This window comes from Sorangium sp. So ce321 (assembly GCF_051530195.1).
In the GTDB taxonomy this organism is placed as follows: Bacteria; Myxococcota_A; Polyangia; order Polyangiales; family Polyangiaceae; genus Sorangium.
On the sequence record NZ_CP150329.1, the window covers coordinates 4,621,497 to 4,641,515 of the forward strand.

General features: G+C 72.5%; 13 protein-coding genes. 9 read left to right on the forward strand and 4 right to left on the reverse strand.

From position 1 onward, the window contains the following. Positions 1-256: 256 nt before the first annotated feature. Both WME89_RS17600 and WME89_RS17605 read right to left on the reverse strand, forming a co-directional pair. Positions 257-1,552: a M16 family metallopeptidase gene (locus tag WME89_RS17600; protein ID WP_438010286.1), complete on the reverse strand. Its 1,296-nt coding sequence runs from the start codon at positions 1,550-1,552 to the stop codon at positions 257-259. Then, complete coding sequence (locus WME89_RS17605; protein ID WP_438010287.1) at positions 1,549-3,360, reverse strand: peptidylprolyl isomerase; 1,812 nt, start codon at positions 3,358-3,360, stop codon at positions 1,549-1,551. The genes WME89_RS17600 and WME89_RS17605 overlap by 4 nt, the downstream gene beginning before the upstream one ends. Before the next feature lie 129 nt (positions 3,361-3,489). Here WME89_RS17605 and WME89_RS17610 point away from each other — a divergent pair, with 129 nt between their 5' ends. From WME89_RS17610 to WME89_RS17625, 4 genes are all read left to right on the forward strand, one after another. Continuing rightward, positions 3,490-3,999, forward strand: a complete 510-nt coding sequence (locus tag WME89_RS17610) for a hypothetical protein (RefSeq protein WP_437665801.1) — start codon at positions 3,490-3,492, stop codon at positions 3,997-3,999. Positions 4,000-4,088: 89 nt separating this feature from the next. Further along, positions 4,089-4,436 carry a PilZ domain-containing protein gene (locus WME89_RS17615; protein ID WP_437626396.1) on the forward strand — a complete coding sequence of 116 codons (348 nt, stop codon included), beginning with the start codon at positions 4,089-4,091 and terminating at the stop codon, positions 4,434-4,436. A gap of 128 nt (positions 4,437-4,564) precedes the next feature. Beyond that, positions 4,565-4,990, forward strand: a complete 426-nt coding sequence (locus WME89_RS17620) for a hypothetical protein (RefSeq protein WP_438010288.1) — start codon at positions 4,565-4,567, stop codon at positions 4,988-4,990. Between the two features lie 10 nt (positions 4,991-5,000). Further along, complete coding sequence (locus tag WME89_RS17625; protein WP_438010289.1) at positions 5,001-7,100, forward strand: ATP-dependent DNA helicase; 2,100 nt, start codon at positions 5,001-5,003, stop codon at positions 7,098-7,100. Positions 7,101-7,147: 47 nt separating this feature from the next. Here WME89_RS17625 and WME89_RS17630 read toward each other — a convergent pair whose 3' ends face one another. Beyond that, positions 7,148-8,752: a hypothetical protein gene (locus WME89_RS17630; protein ID WP_438010290.1), complete on the reverse strand. Its 1,605-nt coding sequence runs from the start codon at positions 8,750-8,752 to the stop codon at positions 7,148-7,150. Between the two features lie 266 nt (positions 8,753-9,018). Here WME89_RS17630 and WME89_RS17635 point away from each other — a divergent pair, with 266 nt between their 5' ends. The 5 genes from WME89_RS17635 (at position 9,019) to WME89_RS17655 (ending at position 18,185) form a co-directional block, all read left to right on the forward strand. Beyond that, complete coding sequence (locus WME89_RS17635; protein WP_438010291.1) at positions 9,019-9,597, forward strand: gluconate 2-dehydrogenase subunit 3 family protein; 579 nt, start codon at positions 9,019-9,021, stop codon at positions 9,595-9,597. Further along, positions 9,594-11,240, forward strand: coding sequence for a GMC family oxidoreductase N-terminal domain-containing protein (locus WME89_RS17640; RefSeq protein ID WP_438010292.1), 1,647 nt, complete (start codon positions 9,594-9,596; stop codon positions 11,238-11,240). The genes WME89_RS17635 and WME89_RS17640 overlap by 4 nt, the downstream gene beginning before the upstream one ends. A gap of 298 nt (positions 11,241-11,538) precedes the next feature. Next, entirely contained in the window at positions 11,539-13,290 is a 1,752-nt protein-coding gene (locus tag WME89_RS17645) for a sigma-54-dependent transcriptional regulator (RefSeq protein ID WP_438010293.1), read from the forward strand. A 320-nt stretch (positions 13,291-13,610) separates the two neighbouring features. After that, positions 13,611-14,933, forward strand: coding sequence for a zinc-ribbon domain-containing protein (locus WME89_RS17650; RefSeq protein WP_438010294.1), 1,323 nt, complete (start codon positions 13,611-13,613; stop codon positions 14,931-14,933). A gap of 162 nt (positions 14,934-15,095) precedes the next feature. After that, positions 15,096-18,185 carry a hypothetical protein gene (locus tag WME89_RS17655; protein WP_438010295.1) on the forward strand — a complete coding sequence of 1,030 codons (3,090 nt, stop codon included), beginning with the start codon at positions 15,096-15,098 and terminating at the stop codon, positions 18,183-18,185. Positions 18,186-18,210: 25 nt separating this feature from the next. On the opposite strand, the gene WME89_RS17660 is transcribed toward WME89_RS17655, so the two are convergent. Next, positions 18,211-19,788, reverse strand: coding sequence for a hypothetical protein (locus tag WME89_RS17660; RefSeq protein WP_438010296.1), 1,578 nt, complete (start codon positions 19,786-19,788; stop codon positions 18,211-18,213). Between the last annotated feature and the right edge of the window lie 231 nt (positions 19,789-20,019).

Consider the following 20,019-nt stretch of genomic DNA (forward strand, 5'->3'; position numbering starts at 1 on the left):
TCACAACGGCGGCGTGGCCCACGCCCCCAGGGGGCGAGGAGCCACCGGGAAGGGGAGCCACGCCCCGGAGGCGGACCGGGCGATGGTGGCGAGAGAGCGCTCGGGCCCTCGCGCGCTGCGCTCCCGCGAGCGAGCGGACACCGGCAGCCATGGAGGCACTTCCTCCTCGGCCGAGCTCGGTGGGCTCATTCCGTCGTGTTTTTGATCTCGTCTGTGTCACGGCGCCCACGCGCCGCGGCCGGCGGTGGACGGTGGCTCAGCCGAACGAGCGGACGGCCTTCTCGAGCTTCGCCTCTTCGGAAGAGCGGAGCAGGCCCACGGCGACGACGGTGAGGCGCTCCGGCCGGAACAGCGCGCGGGCGGCCTCGCGCACGTCCGCGACCGTGACGCGGGCGAGCTCCTCGTGCCGCTCCTCCGGGGTGCGGGCGATGTCCGCGAGCGCGGAGAGACCGTAGAAGCCCGCCGTCGCCTCGGGATCGTCGAGCATCGCCTCCACCGACCAGAGGTGGCGGTCCCGCGCCTTGGCGAGCTCGTCCTCGCGCGGCCCGGTCTCGGCGAGCTCGCGGAGCAGCGCGAAGAGCTCCCGCACCACCACGGTCGCGCGGTCGTGCTGCACGCCCGCGGCGATGTCGACGACACCGTCGTCCTCGTACGCCTCGAACATCCCCGACACGTCGTAGCAGAGGCCCAGACGGTCGCAGATCCGCTCGTACAGCCGCGTCGACATGCCGTCGTCGAGGACGCGGAGCAGCATCTCCACCGCGGGCTCGCGCGGGTCGCGCTCGCTCACGCCGCGGAACGCAACCCGCAGCTCGGTCTGGCTCGACTGGTTCTCGATGAAGCGGAACCGCGGCTTCTTCTGCCCGTTCGGCGGCGGTGTGGCGGGCACCTGCTCGCCGCGCGGCAGCGCGCCGAAGTGCCGCTCGGCGACCCGCGCGCACGCCTCGGCATCGAACCGCCCCGCGACGCAGAGCACCGCGTTCGCCGCCGTGTAGTGGCGGGCGTGGTGCGCGCGCAGCGTCGGCTCGTCGAAGCGGTCGAGCGCGTCGATGCCGCCGGTGATGGTGAAGCCGAGCGGGTGCCGCTCGTACATGAGCGCGCGGGCGTTGTTGTCCGCGTCGATGTCGCGCCCCTCGTCGTCGAGGTCCTCGAGGATCTCCTCGCGCACGATGCCGCGCTCGACCTCGATCGCGGTGAAGCGAGGCGACGTGGCGACCTCGCCGAGCAGGGCGAGCACCGGGTCCAGGTTCGCCGGGGGCACCGAGATGCTCATCACGCCGTGGTCCACGTGGGTGGCCGCGTAGAGCGTCCCCCCGAGGCGCTCGAAGGCGAGCGCCTGCGCGTGCGCCGTCGGCAGCGTCGGCGTCCCCCGGAACACCATGTGCTCGAGGAAATGAGAGATCCCGTTGTTCTGCTGGGTCTCGAACCGCGAGCCGACGCGCAGGTAGAGCGAGGCGACCGCCCGGTGCACGTGCGGTTGCGGGACGAGCACGACCTTGAGGCCGTTCGAGAGGACGATGTCCCGATCGTCACGCAGCGGGAGCGACGTCATTCCCCCTCGTCTTCGAGCGGCAGCTCCGGCGCGCCGGAGCCGTCCTCGGCCGGCTTGGACTCCTTGAGGAGGTTCTGGTCGTACTTCACCTCGCTGCCGAGGGTCGACTTCAGCCGGCGCATGTACCCGACGAGCGCGTCGTTCTGCTTCGCGGCCCGCATCGCCGAGGTGTAGAACTCGCGGTCCTTGTCCCATTGCTCCTGGCTCGCGGAGGTCTTCTCCTTGAGCTGGATCACGGCATAGCCGTTCTCCAGCGCCACGACGTCCTTGGGCAGGTCGCCCGGCTTGTCGAGCTGGAAGGCGATGCGCGCGGGCTCCGTGCTGTCCTTCGCGTCCGAGATCGGCGAGCCCGAGACGTTGAACGGGAGGCTCGCCTCGACCGTCGGCCGGTTCGGGTGGGTCGCGATCGTGTAGGGCACCCGCGCCTCGCTCGGCTCGGCCTGGCCGTCCTTCTTCGCGTCCGCGCCCTCGTCCTTGGCGCCGTCCTTCTTCGCGGCCCTGTCTGCCGGCTTCGCGGCGCCCGGCGCCGCGGCCGTCGCGCTCTTCGCGGGCGTGAGCTGGGCCATGTAGGCCGCGAGCGCGTCCTCCAGCGACTTGCCGCCGGCCGCGGCGGCGAGCACCTGCTTCGCGGCCTCGGCCGCGAGCCGCTCCGACTCGTGGGCCATGTAGAGGTCGCGCGCCGCTTCCAGGCGGCCGATCCGCTCGGCGTCGGCGTCCTTCGCGATCTGCTCGAGCTTGATCACGTGGAAGCCCTCCTCGGTCTCGATGAGGTCGGACACCTCGCCCGCCTTCATCTCGAAGAGCTTGTCCTCGACAGGCTTGCTGAGCCGGCCCTTGGTCACGCAGCCGAGCTCGCCGCCGCGCGCCGCGCTCGGATCGTCGCTCGCGCTGCGCGCCACGTCGGCGAAGCTCTCGCCCTTCTTGAGGCGCTGGACGGCCTGCTCGATCCGCGCCTTCGCGGCGGCCTTGCCCGCCTCCGGGCCCTGCTCGGCCTCGTCGGACCTCACCTCGACCGCGAGATCTCGCGCGACCCGGCACTCGGGCAGATACTGCGCCTTGCGCCCCTCCCAGGTCTTGTCGAGCTCTTCCTTGTTGGCGTCGGCCCAGGCCTGGATCGCCTTCTCCGAGGTGTCCACGATGAGGTCGCTGTAGAAGCGCCGATCGAAGCGCACGTAGCTGAGCGTGCGGGTGGACTTCTCCCGCGAGAACTGCTCGAACGCCTCGTTCTCGCCGACCCGGACCCGCGCGCGGACGAAGTCGCGCATCCGCGCGGCGATGAGCTCCTTCCGCTGGTACTCGCGGAAGTCCGTCGGGCTCATCTTCGTGATGTTCCTGATTTGCCGCTCGTACTGCTTGCTATCGAACTTCTTGGTCTGGCGGTTGCGGACGTCCAGGTAGCGAATCAGGTCCTCTCGCAGGTTGAGGGCGTAACCGACCTGGCGGACCTTGTCCGCCGGCAGCGAGACACGCACCCTGCCGGCCACGAGCTCGGCCGTGAGCTCGTCGTCCGAGACGCTGATGCCGAGGCGCTTCGCGTCCTCGTTGAGCAGCCACCGCTCGTAGAGCCCCTCCGCGGTGAGCCGCCGGTACCCCATCGCCCGCAGGCGGTTCTCGTCGACGGTGCGCATCGCGAGCAGGTTCCGCGAGGCGTTGAAATCGACCGAGGAGATACAGCTGCCTCGGACCTCGACGACGCACGTGCTCGCGGCCGACTGCACGGGGCCGGTGTTCGGGCGAAACTGGACGATGAAGACGACGGCGATCGCGATGACGATGGCGGCGCCGAAGATTTGGCTCAGTCTGTTCACGAAGGGCTCGCTCCCGGGGCGCGCGCTGCTCGCTCCTCGAGCAGCCTCTCGCCTTGGCCTGGCGCGGCATAGCACGGCGTCGACGGCGTGTCTTTACGGCGGTCGAGAGCGGGGCTAGGGGCTCATGCCATGGCAAGCTCGAAGTCACACCTCCCTGATTGCGGCCTCTACCTGACGACGAAGGCGCTCCCCGGAAACGAGGACAAGGTGCCTGCCGGCATCCTCGTCTCCTTCCACAACCACTCGGACAACGGTCTGCCGACGGTCACGACGCCCGATCACAACGTCCACAACCGCTGGCACTTCCACGGCCCCGCCGTCGCGTTCCGGGGCACGACGTGGGCGGACTCGCTGCAGCGCCTCCCCGCGGAGGGGTTCTACACGCTCCGCAAGGAGCTCACGTTCGACGGGGGCAACTGGCCCAAGGGCACGCTGGTGCAGCTCGGTTATACGCAGGCGGGCATGCCTATCCTGTTCATCGCCCGCGTGCGCTCGCGGCTGCAGGAGAACGACCTCTTCTTCTCCGACAAGGGCGTGGGCATCAAGCGCGACCAGCTGTCGCTGCTCGAGCCGGTCTCCGTCTTCGAGGAGCCGAACGACGGCTCCGGCCACCAGCCCGACCACGCCGACGCCCACTGAGCGACCCGTTGCTCCCGTCCCCGCTGAATTCCAGCCGGACGCCTGCGAGCTGTACCCCCGGGCACGGAGTGTGCTTGTAATTTTCTTTCGTGATTCGACGCAGAACCCTCACTCCTCCGTCGCTCCAGATTCCGCCTCAGCTCCTGGCGAACCGCCGCAGAAGCCCGCGCCGCGAGCTCAGCGAGCGCGTTCGCCTCGAAACCGGGGAGCGCGCGGTCTCCGGCTGGACGCTGAACGTCAGCGTGGGCGGGCTTCGGGTGGTGATAGAAAATTCACTCGATCCCGGTACGGAGCTAACGGTGTGGCTCGACGGCAGCGCCCCGCGCCCGGGCCGGATCACCTGGGTGCAGGACGAGCCGGACGGATCGATCGTGGGCGTGTGCTTTCTGGACGACGGGAACGACGGGAGCCCGGGCCCTTCACGGTCGAGCTCGTGAGCGAGCACAAATGCGTCGGCGCGCCAAAGCGCCACACGCCCATGTCAGCGCTGTCAGCTTGACGAGCGACCCGCAATTTTGCGATGGATGTTCCTGCTGGCATGGGGGTAGCCGGGAACCAGCGGAAGATGCCGACACCCGCGGAGATAAAGAAAGCCCTGCTCCAGGCCGGATTCGAGGTTTACCGCACCCGTGGCGACGCTGTGCACGTCGCGGAGCGGGTGCGGGAGAACCTGCTCATGGATTCGGGGATCGTCGTGGGCGCCGAGCCGCTGCGGGTCGCGTTCGTCGTGCGCGCCCAGCGCACCGACTTCCCTGGCGCGGCGGACGAGCAGCTCTTCGAGCGGGCGCGCGGTCTGGCCGAGCCCGCCGTGGCGCGAGGCTACACCGAGGGCGAGGCCGCCCTCCGCGACGTCCGCGACCCGGGCGATGGCGAGCGGACCCTGGATACATGGTGCGAGGTCCAGTTCGAGAAGCCGGTGGCGTCGCTCGAGCTCGCCGTCAGCGAGGTGGGGTTCGCCCTCTCGCTGGAGAAGACTGCCCTGCCGCGGTAAGCGGTAGACGATGCCTTTCGACCGAGCCGCGAGCCTGCTCGGCCCCGCCGGCCCGTTCGCGCGCGGGCTCCAGGGGTACGAGGACCGCGAGGGGCAGATCGCGATGGCGAGCGCCGTCGAGCGGGCGATCGCCGAGGACCGCATCCTGCTCTGCGAGGCGGGCACCGGGACCGGCAAGACGCTCGCTTACCTGGTCCCCGCGATCCTGAGCGGCCGCAAGGTCGTCGTGTCGACCGCGACCAAGGCGCTGGAGGACCAGATCTACACGAAGGACCTGCCGCTCGTGGCCGAGCACCTCCGGCTCGATCCGCGCGCGGCGCTGGTGAAGGGGCTCGGCAACTACCTCTGCCTCCGCCGCTTCAACGAGCTCCGCCAGAGCCCCGGCGCGGGCGCCGGGACCGCGGGGCGCTCGCTGCCGCTCCTGGAGGCGTGGGCGCAGGAGACCGAGATGGGCGACGTCGCGGAGCTCGCCTACCTCGCCGAGGGGGATCCCGTCTGGCGGGAGGTGGCGTCGTCCAGCGAGACGCGGCTCGGGGCCTCGTGCGACTACTACGACGAGTGCTTCGTCACGCGGATGAAGCGCGACAGCGAGTCGGCGCGGCTGCTCATCGTCAACCACCACCTCTTCTTCGCGGACCTCGCGCTGAAGATCGCCGGGGCGCGCCGCGGCTTCGCCGGCGCCGGCGCGCTGCCGCCGTACGACGCGGTCATCTTCGACGAGGCGCACCAGCTCGAGGACATCGCGACGAGCTTCTTCGGCGTCCGCGTCTCGCGCGCGAAGGTCGACTCGATGCTCCGCGACGCGGACCGGGCCTTCATCTCGTCCGGCCTGGCCGATCGCATCCTCGGGCGGGGCGAGGGGACGGCGATCACCGCCGTGGTGCGCGAGTCCGCGGACGCCCTCTTCGATCGGCTCGCTTCGCTCGGCGGCGCCGCTGGCAGCGCGGATCGGGGCGAGGCCCGGGTCCCGCTCGCCCGGGACGCCTGGTCGGGCGAGCTGCTCGGCGCCTACCATCGCCTCGACAACCACCTCGAGGCGCTCGCGGGGTACGCGAGCGCGAACGCGATCAGCGAGGCGGTGCAGCTCGTCAGCAACCGCGCCGCGCAGCTGCGGGACGACGCCGCGCGGATCGTCGACCCGGCGACCAACCAGGTCACGTGGGTCGAGGTGCGCGGCCGCTCCGTCTCGTTCGGCGCGTCGCCGGTCGATCTCGGGGACATGCTGCGCGAGCACGTCTTCGAGCGGATCGGCGCCGTGGTGCTGACGAGCGCCACGCTCACCACGGGCGGCTCCTCCGGGTCCGGTTTCCGCTTCCTCCGCTCGCGGATGGGCCTCGACGAGGACGTGGCGGTGCCGGTCGACGAGCTCGAGGTCCCGTCTCCCTTCGACTACCCGAGCACCGCGCTGCTCTACACGCCGCGCGACCTCCCCGAGGCGACCGACGCGGCGTTCATCGAGCGCGCGGCCGATCGCATGGCCGAGCTCATCGGCATCACCGGCGGCGGCGCCTTCGTCCTCTGCACCTCGATTCGCGCCATGAAGGCGCTCGCCGCGGCCCTGCGCGTCCGGCTCGCCCGCGCGCCCGGCCATCCGTCGCTGCCGGTCGGGGGCGCGCCGCGGCAGCAGCTCCCGCTGCTCGTGCAGGGGGACGCGCCGAAGGGCGCGCTGCTCCGCCGCTTCCGCGCCGAGCGGCACGCCGTGCTCGTCGCGACGATGAGCTTCTGGGAGGGGGTCGACGTCCCCGGCGAGGCGCTGCGCCTCGTGATCATCGAGAAGCTCCCGTTCGCGGTGCCGACCGATCCGGTCGTCGCGGCCCGGTGCGCGTCGATCGAGCAGGGCGGCGGCAATCCGTTCATCGCCTACAGCGTCCCGCAGGCCGCGATCACCCTGAAGCAGGGCTTTGGCCGGCTGATCCGCGCGCGCACCGACCGCGGCATCGTCGCGATCCTGGACCGCAGGGTCCGCACGCGCGGCTACGGCCGCGTGCTGCTCGACAGCCTGCCCGACGCGCGCCGGACGGAGCGCATCGAGGACGTGCGCGCGTTCTGGGCCACCGCGACGCCGGAGCCGTCAGGAGAAGCGCAGGTGCGGAGCGAGGAGCCGCCGTGAGGCGCGGGGCGAGCGCGCGGTGAGATGAGCGCGCGGCGAGGTGGCCGTCAGGGGTACGACTTCTTGCCGTAGATGCACCAGGCGCCGCCCTTCTTCAGGGCGATGGACTGGCTGAGCTTGTAGTCCTTCTTGAAGCGGGGATCGTTGTACGAGGCGCGCGAGGAGGGGACCGTCGGGTTCTTGCAGTCCGCGCCGGAGGCGATGATCAGGAAGTAGCGCGGGTTCTTGGCGAAGAGCGCGTCGGTGTAGCCGGTCCCCACCTTGTGCGTGTATCCGCCCGGCAGGCTCGAGACCTCGGGGCTGAGCAGCCCCAGCATGTCGACGATCGGGTAGCCCGTCCGGTAGCCGACGTAGCCGATGTCGGCGATGGCGATGGGGCCAGGCTCCGCGCTGTCGACGAGCCACGCGGCCGTGCGCCCGGCCGCGTCATCCCAGAACCCCTTGTCGTTGACGAGGATGTTGCGCTGAGCCCGCTCCAGCTCCCCGGCGCGGGTCGCGAGCGTGATCGCGCCGAACGCGGCGATCGCGAGCGACGCGGCCCGCTCGCGGCGGGCGGCGATCGCGCGGACGGCGTCGTCGACGAGCAGGAACGCGAACGGCTCGGCGGGCGCCAGGAACCGGAAGTACGGCATCCAGTCGCCGCCCACGGTGACGACGTACACGCCGAAGAGGAGCGCGATCGACGCGATCGCGAGGCCGCTCCGGCGCCGGTGGACGATCGACGACGCGACCGAGAAGAGCCCGAGCCACAGGAAGGCGCCGGCGTGCTGCGCGTATTTGCGGACGTAGTCGCTCCCGCCCTGGAGCTGCTGCGTGAAGTTGCCTGTCTTCGCGGCGAGCGTGTTCGGGAGCCACGCGCCGTAATAGCTGTGCCGCCAGAGCAGGTGGACGGCGACCGGGAGCGCGAAGGCGAGCAGGCGGAGCAGGTTCCGGCGCGAAAAGGCCTGATCCACGTGCCAGAGGACGAGCAGCCCGAGGAACAGCGGCGCTTCCGGGCGGGTGAGCGCGGCGAACGCGAACACGACGCCGGACCAGGGGAAGACGCGCGCGGCCCGAGCCCCGTCGCCGGCCGCAGCGGCGTCCTCCTCGCGGAGGAAGAGCTCGGTCCCCGCGAGCGTGAGCAGGAGGAAGAGCGGCGTCTCCAGCCCGAACACCGCGTAGCCGGAGAAGAGGATGCTCATCGCGAGCAGCCACGTCGCGAGGCAGGGGACGTTCGAGAAGCGGCGCAGCCGCTGCGACAGGAGGTAGGTCGGGACGAGCGCGCCGCAGGCGCAGGCGGCGCCGAGCACCTTCGACGCCGCTGTCGGTGTCGCGCCGACCTTCACCGCCGCGGCGAGGAGCACGGTCCAGAGGAAGTTCGTGTAGCCCTCGACGCGCTCGCCCACGTTGTAAACGAGCCCGTTGCCGCGCGCGAGGTTCTCCGCGTAACGGAACGAGATGTAGGCGTCGTCGATCGTGAAGCTCGAGACGCGGAGCGCCGCCACGATCGTGATCAGCATCGGCGCGACCAGCCCGAGCGCGATCTGAAGCCAGGCGGGGAGGGGAGCGCCGGCGAGCCAGGATCGGAGGTCGCGCGCCGGGGACGTGGGGCGCTCCTCGTCCGCCGACTCCTCTTCTTCCATCGACTCGTCGGGGCCTGCCTCTTCGCTCATCTCCACGGCGCTTCTGGGCTCATCGCTCATCGGGCGCCGACCATACCGCGATTGTCACAGCCGTAACCTCGAGCTGCGTAAATCAGGACAGGATGGTGTGCGAACACCCCGACGCAGTGCGAACGAAATTGCGCACTCCGCTCGTAGGACTACGCTGTCGAGGCAGTCATGGCGATGGCTTCGGGCGAGATGAACCGTGTCGTGGACGCGAGGGCGGCCGAGCGGAGCGCCGCCCGGGCCCGCGCCGGCAAGGAAGGAGTCGAGTGATGAGCGACCTCGTGGCGCACCTACCCTTGATCTGTCTCGTGGTTGCCCTCGCGGCGCTCGCCTTGGCCGCGCTCGGCCTCGCGCGCAGGGCTCCAGCCTCCGGGGCGCCCTCCCGCGCGCTCTCCGTGAGGGAGCGGGCCATCGTGGCCGCGTGCGCGGACGCGCTGTTCCCCGCCGGAGGCCCGATCCCGCTCTCCGGCACCGAGGCCGGGCTGGTCGAGTACATGGATCACCATGTCGCGCGCACGCCGCGGCCGCTCCGGCCGTACATGCGGCTGCTGCTCCACTTCGTCGAGCTCTCGCCCTGGGTCTTCGGGCCGCGCCGCGCGCGCTTCACGCGCCTCCCGGAGGCCGATCGTGTCGCGGTGCTCGCGTCGATGGCGCAGAGCTGCATCTACCTCCGGCGGGTGACGTTCCTCTCGCTCCGGACGCTGCTCTCGATGGGCTACCTCGCGAATGAGAAGGTCGCCCGCGCGATCGGCGTCGCCTGCTGCGCGACGCCGTTCGAGCGCCGCGCCTCCGCGGGCGCGGCGCTCGCCGTGAAGGCCCCGTCGCTCGCGCCGGGGGTGACGGCATGAAGCTCCCCGGCCTGGCGGGGTCGCTTCCGCCCGCGAGCCCCGAGCGCGTCGAGCGGCGCTCGCTCTCTGCGGTAGCGCTCCGGTCGAGGGCCGCGGTCGAGCCGCTCGCGCCCAGCGAGCCGCGCCCCCAGGTGAAGGTGTTCGCCGACTACGACGGCGAGGTGCGGGTGTCCTGCGAGGTGCTCGTGGTCGGGTCGGGGCCGGGCGGCTCGGTCGTCGCGAAGGAGCTCGCCGAGGCGGGGCGCGACGTCATCCTCGTGGAGGAAGGCCCGCCGTTCGGGGTGGAGGATTTCCGGCAGGAGGCGGGCGAGTCGATGGCGCGCACGCTGCGCGAGGGCGGGATGCGGGCGTCCCGCGGGCGCATGCTCATCCCGACCATGCAGGCGATCGCGCTCGGGGGCGGCTCGGTCGTCAACTCGGCGATCTGCGCGCGCTCGCCCGCCTGGGTGTTCGACAAATGGGCGGACCGGACCGGGACCGCCTCGATCACCCTCGACGCGCTGTCGCCCCACTACGAGCGGGTCGAGCGCCTGCTCGGCGTCTCGCCCACGCCCATGGACGTGCAGGGCGAGCGCAACCTGCGCTTCAAGCGAGGCTGCGACGCGCTGGGCCTGTCGAGCGAGCCGACCCACCGCAACGTGCGCGGCTGCCGCGGCTCGGGCGAGTGCTTCACGGGGTGTCGCAACCGCGCGAAGATGTCGACCGACATCTCGTACGTCCCCGCCGCGATCCGGGCGGGCGCGCGCGTGTTCACCAGCGTTCGCGCCGAGCACCTGCTCCTCTCCGGCAAGCGGGCCGTCGGGATGCGCGGCCGCGCCATCGAGCCGTTCACGTGGCGCGAGGGCGCGCCCGTCGAGATCCGGGCGAAGCTCGTCGTGCTCGCGGCGGGCTGCATGGCGACCCCGTTGATCCTGCTCCGCAGCGGCGCCGCCAACTCCAGCGGTTACGTCGGGAACGAGCTCCAGCTCCACCCGGGGCTCGCGATCATGGCGGTCTTCCCTGAGCCCATCGATCCGTGGGAGGGCGCCACCCAGGGCTACCACTCGCTCCACTTCCTCGATCAGGGCATCAAGCTCGAGGTCCTCTGGTCGCCCCCCGCCGTGCTCGCCGCGCGGTTCCCCGGCTTCGGACACGACTACCAGCGTCACCTCCGGACGTACCACCGGATGGCGCCCTTCGATGTGATCATCGCGGCCGAGCAGTCGCGGGGGACGGTCCGTCCCAGGCGCGGTGGCTGGGATCCCGATGTGCGGTTCGACTACGCGCCGCGGGACGTCGAGAAGATCCAGCGCGGCCTGGGCATCCTGTCGGACATCTGCTGGGCGGCGGGGGCTGCATCGATCCTGCCCGGGCTGCACGGGGTCCCCGACGAGCTGACGTCGCCGGAACAGGCCGAGATCCTGAAGAGCAAGCGGCTCGACGGACGCGACACGGTCACCGCGGCGAACCACGCTTTCGGCTCGGCGCGCATGTCGCGCAGGCCGCAGGACGGCGTCGTCGACGAAGAGGGGCGCTGCCACGACCTCGACAACGTTTACGTCGCCGACACGAGCGTCTTTCCTGGAAGTCCCGCCGTGAATCCGATGCTTACGTGCATGGCGCTGGCCGATCGCATCGCATGCGGCATCATCGAGCGCTGGTGATGCACGCGCTGGCGTGTCACCACAGGGGTCAGCGATCGGGGGCGTCGCATCCGTTGCGCATGGACGGCATGTCACGGGCGGCATGTGAGGGGGGCCTTGCACCGATAAAGGAGGCAACTCCCGAGTTGATGCGATGCTCCCACGGGGTACAGATTTAGCGGCACGTTTCACATCGCACGGGGCCGAGCCGTCCGTCCGCCGAGCTGGGAGGGAAGCTTTGGGACCGAACGCCGTTTCAGCTGCAATGCCGCGTGGACAAGCGCGCTCGCCACATCGGAGCCACAGCCACCACGGCCGGGTGCTGCTGGTCGAGGACGAGCCCGACCAGGCCGCCATTCTCGAGGCGGTGCTGCGCCACGAAGGGCTCGACGTCGTCGTCGCCTCGAGCGGCGAGCAAGCGCTCGAGATTCATCAGCGGACGCCGGCTGACGTGCTCGTCACGGACCTCAACCTGCCAGGCATGACGGGGGTCGACCTCATGCGCCGGCTCGCTCCGGGCGACCTCGAGGGGCCGGAGCCGAAGACGCCGCCGCCCGCCGTGGTCATGGTCACGGGCGCCGCGTCGATCACGAGCGCCGTCGACGCGCTCAAGCTGGGGGCGGCGGACTACCTCCAGAAGCCGCTCGATCCAGCGCGGCTCGTGCTGCTCGTGCGCCAGCTGCTGTCGGACGGCCCGGCCCGCGAGTTCGTCGAGGGCGAGGACGATGATCCCCTCCACGGGCAGCTCGTGTTCGAGGGGATGATCGGCGGCTCGGCGCGGATGCGGGAGGTCTTCACCCGCATCGAGCGCGTCGCCGCGACGATGGCGCCCGTGTTGATCGTCGGCGAGAGCGGCACCGGCAAGGAGCTCGTCGCGCGCGCCATCCACAACCGGAGCCGCCGCCGCGCCGGCCCGTTCGTGCCGGTGCACACGGGCGCGATCCCGCGCGAGCTCATCGGCAGCGAGCTCTTCGGCCACGAGAAGGGCTCGTTCACCGGCGCCTTCGCGGCCGCGGAGGGCAAGTTCGAGGCGGCGGCCGGCGGCACCGTCTTCCTCGACGAGGTGGGCACGATGGACGCCGCCGTGCAGGTCAGCCTGCTGCGCGTGCTCGAGACGTACCGGTTCACCCGTGTCGGCGGCCGCAAGGAGATCGAGGCCGACGTGCGCGTCGTCGCCGCCACGAACAAGGATCTGCTCGACCTCGTCGACGACTGCGTCTTTCGCGAGGATCTCTACTACCGGCTCAACGTGTTCACGGTGACGCTGCCGCCGCTCCGCGAGCGGAGGGATGACATCCTGCCCATCGCGGAGCGCTTCCTGCTCAAGTTCGCCAAGCGCTACGGCACCCCGGCTCGCCGCCTCACGGACGCCGCGGTCGAGCGGCTGACGGAGCACGACTGGCCGGGCAACGTCCGCGAGCTGCGCAACGTCATCGAGCAGACCGCGCTCTTCGCGTCGAGCGAGATGGTCTCGGCGAACGACGTCCAGCTCGGGCAGGGCCGGATCGAGCGGCGGTCCGGCCGGCGCCTCTACGACAGCGTCCCTTCTCAGCGGGCTCCGGCGCCGGTGGTCCCGCCCGAGCCCTCCGAGCCGCTGTCGGTGCCGATCGTCCACCCCGCCGACATGGCGGTCCCCTCCGACCCGGCGCCGTCCCACGTCGCCGTCGCGCAGCCGGCGCCGCCCTCCGTCGGCCCAGCCTCGCTGCCGCGGAGGCCTGCGGGGGAGGGGGGCATCCACGAGGCGGAGCCGCCGCGGGACGCCGGCGAGCCGGCGGAGCACCCGCTCGTGCTGCGCCTCCCGGTCGGCACGCGCCTGGCCGACGCGGAGCGCAAGCTCATCCTGCTGACCCTCGAGGCCGTGCGCGGCAACAAGCAGCGGGCGGCCCGCGTGCTCGGGATCAGCCGCCGCGGCCTGTACTCGAAGCTGCAGGCGTACGGGGAGCACGTGGGGAGCCACGAGGCCCCGGGGCCGAGCGAGAGCGCCGAGCCCCACGACCCGGTCGACGATGTGCCGGTCGTGACCGACGAGCCCAACCTGGACGAGCTCGGTTCTGCGCGCGGCGACGCCTGAGCGGCCCGCCCGAGCGCCGCAGCGTCAGCCGCGGGATGTGACCTGCCCCCCAGCTCCGCGGCGGACCGGCGCCGTCGGCGAGCTGGCCGGTCGCACCCCGGGCGCCGGCCTGCGCGCCCGTGTGACGCGCCCCGACAGGGGTCTCATCTGCAGCTCCGTTCCTTTGTGCTTTACGCAGGGCCGAAGACCTCGGCTATCGTAAAGCGGAGCTGCGAGATCAGACGCGCGACTGGCACGTCAGAGAGCGGGCCACCGGCGCGGTATCAACGTAAACTTTACGCGACGCCTCGCCGGCATTACCCCCCTGCGGGCCAGCCCCAATGAAGATCACCTGCCAGTCCTGTCAGTCGAAATACACCGTCTCGGACGAGAAGGTCCAAGGCAGAACCGTCAAGATCAAGTGCCGCAAGTGCGGCGCCACGATCCTCGTGAACAGCTCGGGCGTGACGACCAACGGCGGGGTCGCCGATCCGGTCTCCGGCACGAGCGTTCCGAACGACGGGACCACGTACCTGGTCAACGTGGCGGACGGCGATCAACGCTCGATGACGCTGGCCGAGATCGTCGCCAGCTATCAGGCGGGGGTGATCAACGCCGAGACGTACATCTGGGCGGACGGGATGGCCGACTGGCAGCCGGTCGGCCAGGTCGACACGATCGTCGCGGCGCTGCACGCTGGCAGCGCGCCGGTCTCGATGGCCGCGCAGGAGACCGCGCCCGTGCCGTCGCAGTCGGTGCCCAGCGCGGGCGCGGCCGTGGGCCAGACCTCGCCTGGCATCGAGGCGGTCGCGGCGTCCGCTCCTCGCGCCGCGGCGGTGCGCCGCGATCCGGCGCGGCCGACACAGGACCTTTTCGGTGGGAGCGCGGGGCCCGAGGCACATCGGCCCAGCTCCGACGACGTGGCCACGAGCGCTCCGCTCTTCAAGAGCGGCGCCGCCCCTGGCCAGCGCGACGAGAACTCGATGCTGTTCTCGCTGAGCGCCCTCACGGCGAAGGCCGCGCCGGCTCCTGCGCGGCCGACCGTCACCGCCTCGGAGGACTCGGGCCTCATCGATCTGAAGGCCCTCGCCTCGGGGGCCGGCGTCAGGGCGCCGTCGCCGGTCGCGAGCATCGTCGCCAACGATGGCGGCCTGTTTCAGCTCAGCGCGCCGATCGTGACCACGGCGCGCGCGCCGTCCGTCGCGCCGCCGACGAACATCGACGCTCCTCCCAAGAACCGCGCTCCGCTCATCATCGGCGCCGGCATCGCGATCGCGGGCATCGCGATCGCGGGCGTCTTCCTCCTGATGAAGGGCGGCGGCGAGCCGCCGGCGCCCGCCGCTGCCGAGAACACGACCACCACGGCGGCCCCCGCCACGACGACGCCGCCTGAGCCCGATCCGACGCCGACAGCAGCGGCGACGGCCACCGCCTCGGCGACGGCCTCGGCGGAGCCGGTCGCTTCCGCCGCGCCGAGCGCCGCCCCCGCGGCCCGTCCTGGGGGGCGGCCTTCGCGCCCGGCCAGCGGCGGCACCGCAGGCAAGGCGCAGCCTGCTGCCGCGTCCCCGGCCGCCCCGGCTGCCCCGGCGCCCAAGCGCGGCGGCTGCGGGTGCGCGGCGGGCGATCTGATGTGCGCGATGCAGTGCTCCGCGAAGGGCAAGTGAACGCGCGAGGGCTGTCGTCCACGCCCGCGCGGTGAGCCGAGATCCCCATCGATGGGCCGTGCGCTCCGCGGCCGCGCCTCGTGCCGGCCGCCGCTCCCTCCGTGGAGCGACCAGCAGCAAGGACGGTGCGGCGCCCAGGGGGGCGCGCTAGCATCCTCCGTCATGAGCGAGCCCGACCGGCGGCCGCACGCGCCGCTCTTTCGGTGGACGCCGGGCGCCCCGCGGCTCCTCGCGATGACGCTGCTCCTCGGCGCGGGCGCCGCAGGGTGCGGCGGACGAGCGCCGGCAGCGCCGTCGGGGGCGCAGGCGTCGCGCGATCGCGGCGGCGTCGCGCTGGCGGCGCCCGCGGCTCCGGGCGGGCGCTCCACGCCGGGGGGGCTCGTGACCATGGTCACGCCATCGCTGCTGCTGCCGGACCTCGTCGGAGAGCGCGGCGTGGTGGCCAGCGAGGCGGGGTCCAGGCGGGTGCTCATCGATCGCATGCGGGTCATCGCGCACGACGATGGGTCGCTCGAGCGCGCCGTCGAGCTGTTGCCGTCGGGTCCGGTCACCGCGCTGAAGCTCCCGACGCGGCTCGGCGGCGGTTACCTCTTCTACGCCTCGAACCGCGGTAGCGCGCAGCTCTGGCGGGCTCAGGGCTGGCTTGCCCCGCTCGAGCCGCTCGTCCAGCTGCCGTCGGAGGCGAACGAGATCACCGCGGGGTTCGATCGCCTCTACGCCCGGCTCTCGCACAGCCACCGGCTCTTCGCGATCGACGCGCAGACCGGCGCGGCGATGCCGCTCGGCCCGCTCCCGGCGGCGAGCGCGTACGGCCAGCTCGCGTTCGCCGACGGCTGGCGCGCCGTCGTCGAAGCCGATCTGCGCGGGCTGCTCGTCACCTTCGACGCCGGGGCGACATGGCGTGAGGTCGAGGTCGACGCGCGGCCGACCTCCCTCGCCGTCATCGGCGGCGACCCTGCGGTGATGACGGCGAATGGGTTCTACTCGGTCGATGCCCGCGGGGCCGTGACGTACCGCACCCTGGATGCGCCCGACGACGTGCAGGAGGCGCCGGCGCGGGCCCAGGGGCCGCTCGGGAGGCGCCCGCTGCGCGCCGTGGTCGAGGACGGGTGGCCCGACTCGAGCACGACCGCAGTGGTGGCTCGCGGCGGCGCGCTGGCGCGCGTCGCGCTGCGCGACGGCGCCGTCGTCGATGTCGCGCCCGACGCATACCCCGAGCGCGAGGCGACCTGCCACGCGATCCGCGTGGGCGCGTCGTTCGGCTTCGTCTGCGGCGAGCGCGATGGGGCGACGACGCTCTACGCCTTCCAGCCGCCGCTCGGCATGCGCCGGCTCCAGCGCTTCGACGGGCCGCGCTTCGTGTCCGCGAGCGGCAACGGCGCGCTGGTGATCCGCGGCGCCTGCGGGGACGACGGCGACGCGCCAGCCGGCCGTGCTTACTGCATCGTCGCTGCCGACGGGGCCACCCGCGAGGTCCGCGTCCGTGCGTCCGCGGGCGATGTCGGCGTCGAGCGCGTCGTCGCGCTCTCCGACGGCCGCGTCGCCGTCCTCTCGCCGCCCCGCGCCGGCACCTCGGGGCAGCTCACGCTGATCAAGGGGAGCGACGTCGCCAGCGTCCCGCTGGTCCTTCCGGGCAAGCCCCGCAGCACCGTTCGCGATCTGCAGCGCGGCATGTGGCTCGAGGGGTTCGAGGAACGCGAGCCCGGCGTCCTCGGCGGCTGGGTAGAAGCGGGCGGCCCGATCGTGGGCGTCCGGATCGACGTGAAGAGCGGCAGCGTGACCGCCGGCGCACCGCGCCAGGACGGCACGGGCGCGCTCCTGTCCGGGCGCTTCGCGCTCTCGCTCGGAGAGGGCGAGCACGCCGCCGAGTCGACGGACGGCGGCATGACGTGGCGCTCGATCGAGCTGCCCGAGCGGGACGACGACACAGCAGCGCCGCGGACGCGCGCGTGCGGACCTGTCGGCTGCGTCTTCAAGGGCTGGATACGGGTCGGCTGGGGCAAGACGGTGCTGCCCGACGATCTCGCCGAGGCGAAGCCGCCGCCGTCGCTCCAGACGCCGCTGCGCGCGGGGAGCCCGATCGCCATGCGCTGCGAGGCGCTCGGCTCCACGACCCCGCCGCTGCCGGACAGGCCGTCCGCCGCGCCCGCGGCGCGCCCAGCGCCGCCGGCCACGCGCCCGCAGCAGCCCAAGGAGACGGCGAGCTCTGCGTGGGCTCCTTTCCGCAACACGCTGCCGCCCACGCTCGGCGCGGACGAGATCGGCCTGGATAACGGGGCTCCGTACGACATCGTGACGGTGCGCGCGTACGCATGGGGCAAGCGGGGCGCCGACTGGGCGCGCGCCGGGCGCTGGCTCATCCGCTTCGATGACCGCTTCGATCCGGACGGCGGGGTGCGCGCCAGCGCGGTCAGCGCCTCGCCTTGGTCCGACGAGGCGTCGGCCGCCGAGGCCCTCGGGGTCGTCTCCTACGGGTCTGCGTCCTGGGGCGGGTACCTCGACCCCGGCGGGCGGGCAGCGCTCACTCATGTGTGCCGGGGCGCCGGGTGCAGCCTGTTCGCGGTCTCCGAGGGCCTGCCGGTCCTCCCGCTGCGCGACGGCGCCGGCCGCGCCGGCAACTTTCTCCGGCCGTTTCCGAACGGCGCCGTCCGGCTCGGCGAGACTTGGTTCTTCGTGACGCCCGGCGGCTCGTACGAGACGGTGACCCTGTGGCGCGCCGACCTCGGGATCGCGCGGCAGCTGGCGACCTACTATCGCCCCGCCCGCACGAGCTACGGCGTCGATCCGCCGCGCCTGGTCCGGCGGGCGCTGGGCGGCGGGGTCGGCCTGCTCATCTCGACGGCCCCGGATCCGGGCGTGCGCGCCGGTTCCTGGCACGTGCTCCCGGTCGACCGCGACACCGGCGCGCTCGGGGAGGCGGTACCGCTCGGTCGCAAGGACCTCGTGGACACGCCGCTCGACCGCTGTCATCCGGGGCAGGACGGCTGGCTGCTGGACACCGGCCTGGAGGGCTCGCCGAGCTTCGACCTCGGCGGCAGCTACCCGTCCGTCGACGGCGCCGAGTTCCGGCTTCGCCTGGATCCGGGCGTCGCCTGCGTCGATGCGATGTCGGTGAGGCTGCAAGGCACCTTCTCGAAGGCACCCGAGCGGCAGCTCGATGATGCAGCCAGCGCGATCCCGCTCGCCGCGACCGAGCGGGCGACGGGCCGGAGGTGGCGGCTGCGCTGCGAGCCGAAGGACGCTGCCAGGTGACGCGCCGGCCGGTCGACGCGCGATCCTAGTTGGCGATGACGTCCGTGGAAGCCGCGTCCACCTGTCCCTCGACGCTCGCTTCCGCGCCGTCCCCGTAGCGGATGGTCCCGAGCCAGTCTCCCGTCCAGTCGATCGGCGCCGCGGCGCTGTTGACCCGGGCCCGTCCCGAGGCGTTCACGACGATCTCGCCGGTCATCCCGGCCGTCTTCGACGCCTCCAGGCCAGCGCGCCAGCGGCTCTTGAGCCCGGCCACGCACAGCATCGCCATGCAGTCGCCGGTACAGCCGGAGTAGCCGGCGAGCACTTCGCCAAGCCTCGGACAGTCCGCGGCGGCGGCGAGCGCCGCAGGGACGGAGTCGACCGCCATCTCCGCGGCAGCCCCGAGCCCCGCGGCGTCGCCTATGTAGCGGCTCGGCACCCAGGGCAGGTCCCCGGCGAGCCGGAGCACGTCGCCGGGATCCGCTGTCCACGACATGAGACGACCTGGCGGTATGCCCGCGTTCTCGGCCGTCACGCTGCCGAGCCAGCTCACCTCGAAGCGCGCCCGCCCCGGCATGTCGCTCACGCCGCTCAGCTCGCCGTCGATCGTCGTGAGCGGTGCGGCCGCCAGCCCGGTGTGGGCCCATCCACGGCACCTGTTGCGCAGGGGGGTCGGGAGCGCGGCGAGGTGCGCCTGCGCCGCCGCGTCCCACCCGGCCTCGATCCGCCGCGCTGCGAACGCGGGCGCCTCGTCCTGGGGCGCGGCGCTCTGCATCGCGTCGAGCAGGGCCTCGGCCTCGGCGCCGGCGGGCAGGAACGCGTCGACGAGCTGGTCGGTCGCCGCTTCCAGCATCGCGTCAAGACCGTCTGCGGACGCGATCGTCAGCTTCGTGTTGAGGCTCGTCGCCGCCAGGTTGATGGGCAGATCCTTGACCGCGACCCTCACGTCGCGCGAGGAGCCGGCCAGCAGCTCCCGCACGACCGTGCAGCCCCACATGATCCGACCGCTGTGGAGCGCGACGGTGAGGCTCGGCCCCACAGGGGCGCCGTCGACGACCACCGGCTCGTCCGGGCCGCTGTGCGCCACAAGCGCGCCCTCGGGCGCCTCGGGCGCTGCCGTTGCGCTCTCCTCGCAGGTGGCCCGCGCGACGACGCTCGCGGTCCACTCCTTCGCGAGGCGCGTGCCCTGGTACACCGGGATGATGCGCAGCGTGCCGAAGCCCTCGGCGCTCACCGACACGCCGAGCTCGGCGGCTGGGCCATCCTCCATGGCGGCGCGGAGCCGGAACGTGCTCCCCAGCTTCGAGGCCTGGAGCTGGACCGAGGCCCTGCCGTTCTCGTCCGCGACGACCGTCGTGCGGTCGACCCATGCGCCCGCGGCGTCGCCGAGCAGCGTGAAGCTCACCTCGTAGGGCGCCGGCGGTTGACCGCTGACCCAGACCGTGTGCAGCTCCCCCGGAACGAGCTGTAGCGTCGCTTCCTCTTCGAACGCCAGCATCACCGGACGAGGGACCTCCGACGGGTCCTCGGTCTGCGTCCGCGTCCCGTCGGAAACGTGAAACGAGCAGGACGCCAGCCCGACCATGGCGACCCGCGGCGCCCAGCGCTTCCAAGGCAAGTACACACCTGGAGTGTACCGTGCGTCCTCCCTGGCGAGAAGGCGCGCGCCGAGCGCATCGCGGCGCTCCTGGTGAGCCGCCGGTCAGCCATGCTGCTGAGAGCAGCGTACTGGGCAGTCGCGCTCACGCGAGGACGAGCCTGCTCGCGCGCTCACACCCGAGGGCGCTCGCGAGCAGCGCCGTGCGGCCCCGTTGCATCGGGGCCGTGGGGTGCGGGGTCGCGGCGCCGCGTGGGC